Source organism: Pseudomonas sp. S4_EA_1b, from assembly GCF_016307435.1.
Classification (GTDB): domain Bacteria; phylum Pseudomonadota; class Gammaproteobacteria; order Pseudomonadales; family Pseudomonadaceae; genus Aquipseudomonas; species Aquipseudomonas rhodesiae.
Genome location: NZ_JAEILC010000118.1, coordinates 1 through 1,782 on the forward strand (window position 1 = coordinate 1; position 1,782 = coordinate 1,782).

Here is a 1,782-nt window from a genome sequence, read left to right on the forward strand (position 1 = left end):
CCGTCAGAATAGAGTCTTCTTTCGCATTCTTTGACACATGCCCGCAAAGGTCATAGATTTCAGCCTGACAAAAGCAGGGCTTGAGGCGCAACGGAACAGAAAGTGCACTTAGCCCCCTTGCTCACCTTCAACGCGGAGTTGTTCTGATGACCTTTCTATGGGTTGGATTAGGGTTGGTAGTCGCCGGGCTGTGGTGGGGAACGGTTGTCTGGCGGCGGGAGCAGGCAGACCCTTGGATAAATCCACCAACTCCCGAGGCGCGGCGTTTGCTTCGAGCCGCGAGCCTGCATTTGCATTGCCACATTCTCGGCAGGCCTGCGGTAGACCAGGACGCGCCGTCGTTCGTTGGGGTAGATGCCCTCCAGGCACTTTATCTACGTGACGGGGTGATCTTTTTAGAGAAGGGGATCGCCACCTTGCCGGATGGAACCCAAGTCGAGCTGGGGGCACTCACTCATGAAGTGCTCGAAGTGCTTCGAGAAACCTACAGCGCCTTGGATGCCGCTTCAGCAGTGATCACTGACTATGCCACCACCTTCAATACTCCCGAAGAGTTAGAGAAGAGCGAGAATGAAATCCTGCGAAAGATCGCTGGCTACGGGAACATGTACCCGATGCAGAGCGCGATCGCTCGACTGGCATTGTTACTCAATCTCGATCCCGACAAGAACGATGTTGGGATTGGCGGCAAAGTGTTGTGGGAGCGCATCCGCCGTTGGCGTTGGCCCGAGCGCCATTTCTCGGCGGAGCAGTAGGCGTGCAGGGACATCGCATTGGCTACGTCCGGGTCAGCAGCTTCGACCAGAACCCGGAACGCCAGCTGGAGGAGACCGAGGTGAGCAAGGTGTTCACCGACAAGGCCTCGGGCAAGGACACTCAGCGCCCCCAGCTCGAAGCGCTACTGAGCTTCGTCCGCGAAGGTGACACCGTGGTAGTGCACAGCATGGATCGCCTGGCGCGCAACCTCGATGACCTGCGCCGCCTTGTGCAGAAGCTGACCCAGCGCGGCGTGCGTATCGAATTCCTGAAAGAGGGCCTAGTCTTCACCGGCGAGGACTCGCCGATGGCCAACCTCATGCTGTCGGTGATGGGTGCCTTCGCCGAGTTCGAGCGCGCCCTGATCCGCGAGCGGCAGCGTGAGGGTATCGCCTTGGCCAAGCAGCGTGGCGCGTACCGAGGCCGCAAGAAAGCCCTGTCCGATGAGCAGGCTGCTACCCTGCGGCAGCGAGCGACGGCCGGCGAGCCCAAGGCGCAGCTTGCCCGCGAGTTCAACATCAGCCGGGAAACCCTCTACCAGTACCTCCGCACGGACGACTGATACATGCCGCGTCGCTTGATCCTCTCGGCCACGGAGCGGGACACCCTGCTTGCGTTGCCAGAAAGCCAGGATGACATGATCCGCTACTACACCTTCAACGACTCCGACCTGTCGCTGATCCGCCAGCGGCGCGGCGACGCCAACCGCCTAGGCTTCGCGGTGCAGCTCAGCCTGCTGCGCTACCCCGGCTATGCGTTGGGCACCGACAGCGAGCCGCCCGAGCCGGTCATCCTGTGGGTGGCCAAGCAGGTTCAGGCCGACCCGGCGAGTTGGGCGAAGTACGGCGAACGCGACGTGACCCGCCGCGAGCACGCCCATGAACTGCGCACCTACCTGCAACTGGCCCCGTTTGGCCTGTCCGACTTCCGCAACCTCGTGCGCGAGCTGACCGAGTTGGCCCAGCAGACCGACAAGGGCTTGCTGCTGGCCAGCCAGGCTCTGGAGAGCCGGCGGCAGCCGCGGCG

The 1,782-nt window shown here is 62.1% G+C and carries 3 protein-coding genes; all 3 read left to right on the plus strand.

The annotated features are described in order from the left end of the window. Positions 1–146 precede the first annotated feature (146 nt). The gene (locus YA0848_RS30170) at positions 147–755 is read left to right on the plus strand and encodes a hypothetical protein (RefSeq protein ID WP_232925212.1); all 609 of its coding nucleotides are present in this window, start codon (positions 147–149) and stop codon (positions 753–755) included. A 2-nt stretch (positions 756–757) separates the two neighbouring features. Next, the gene (locus YA0848_RS30175) at positions 758–1,318 is read left to right on the plus strand and encodes a recombinase family protein (protein WP_014003957.1); all 561 of its coding nucleotides are present in this window, start codon (positions 758–760) and stop codon (positions 1,316–1,318) included. Positions 1,319–1,321: 3 nt separating this feature from the next. Beyond that, the coding region (locus YA0848_RS30180) for a DUF4158 domain-containing protein (protein ID WP_198731465.1) at positions 1,322–1,782 on the plus strand (461 nt) is incomplete at its 3' end.